Origin of the sequence: Moorena sp. SIO3I8, assembly GCF_010692325.1 — a bacterium.
Taxonomy (GTDB): domain Bacteria; phylum Cyanobacteriota; class Cyanobacteriia; order Cyanobacteriales; family Coleofasciculaceae; genus Moorena.
Genome location: NZ_JAAHHW010000367.1, coordinates 1 through 1,515 on the forward strand (window position 1 = coordinate 1; position 1,515 = coordinate 1,515).

General features: G+C 43.0%; 2 protein-coding genes. Both read right to left on the reverse strand.

From position 1 onward, the window contains the following. Window positions 1–201 precede the first annotated feature (201 nt). The gene (locus F6K51_RS37045) at window positions 202–726 is read right to left on the reverse strand and encodes a hypothetical protein (RefSeq protein WP_293031113.1); all 525 of its coding nucleotides are present in this window, start codon (window positions 724–726) and stop codon (window positions 202–204) included. 88 nt (window positions 727–814) lie between these two features. Beyond that, window positions 815–1,515 (reverse strand): c-type cytochrome (locus F6K51_RS37050; RefSeq protein WP_293031115.1); only part of this gene is annotated, 701 nt, incomplete at its 5' end.

The window sequence follows — 1,515 nt, forward strand, 5'->3', positions numbered from 1 at the left end:
TGGGAGGATTGGGGTCTTCTCGAAATAGGTTGTACCATCCCACATAGGCTACAACTCCAGCCAGCAAAAAATACTAATAACAATGATTGTTATTAATTTACCTAATTTCGTTTTCACCATTTCCATAACGTTATTTTTCTCCCTACTGCTAGATAGTGGTGAGTGCAGTGCTAGGTGATAAGTATTACTATTCCCGAAAAGTTAGGAGAATCCCTTGACTATTTTTGAAATAAGGGGTTGTTCAGTTTGCAGGGCAAGGAATAAGAGAATTCCTTGGATAACTGCGAAGACAAGGTCAACCAAAGCGATACTCATAAATCCCAGATCTTGACCAAATAACAAGACAGCCGTTATAAAAAACGTAGCTCCACCACCTCGTGTGACAAATATCGACATCCAAGCTGTTGCTTTATAGCGATGCAGCGCGGTCTTGGGAAGGCAGCGCGGTCTTGGGGGTCTCCCCCATGAGCGACTGCCGTGGTTTCCCCCATGAGCGACTGCATCAAGACAGCGATAGGGATCCATAGCACCAGGAATGTATAAAATACTGATTTCCAGCAATAGCAATCCTGCAGCACGTACCCAGATAATCGGCACTGGAATTTGCATTTTTAATAACGAAAGCATGACTTCTGGGAAGAACAATAATGGAATGACAAAAAACACCACATTGATAATGATGCCAAGCCATACCACACAACCAAAGTATTTAGCGTAAGCGTTCATTTTACCTCTTGCTTGAATCTGTTGTTTTAATCTCTTTGTTTAATGTATTGGTTGGTTTTTGTAAATAATTGTTTACATTTATCCCTTACTAAAGGGTCTTCATGTACTCCACTAAGGCATCTTTTGCTTCTGGAGAGAGGTCAGTTCCATAAAGGTGACCACTATTTAAATTGCCAGGAATTGTTGTATAAATCTTAAAGAATTTGTTGGTATTATCCTCTGCTACATCGGAAACAAAACCAACCTTGTCCTGATCGAAAACATCATCACCCCGATAGAATTCTTTGGGTCGGTTTTCGGGGGTTTCTAACAAGTCTCTTAGGGTTGGTACTGAACCATTATGTAAATAGGGAGCTCGTAGCCAAATTCCATCTAGGGGCACATTGGCATAGCCATTGGTTTTGCGGAAATGTTTGAAACGCCTTGGTGTGCCAACAAAGAGGGTATTTTGGTTAGAAAGCAGTTCATAGGTGTAGGAATCCAGACGATATCGGTCTGTACCAATTTCTTCAATAGGTGTTACCTTGCCAACCTTTGAACCACCAAAAGCATGGCAACTGGCGCAGTTGTTTTTATAAATTGGCTTACCCACTGCTGCCAAATTCTGGTTAATCTCATAGGGATAGGGCGGGGGTGGTAATTCCCACAGCCAATCAGCAACCCGTTGAATCCCATCCAAATCTACGGTGGTTGGTGTCACCCCTGCACCTAAAGCAGCGCTCAGGTTCCGCTCATCCACCGAATCGTTATCACCATCCCAGTGCAACTGCAAACCCTCACGAGGCTTCT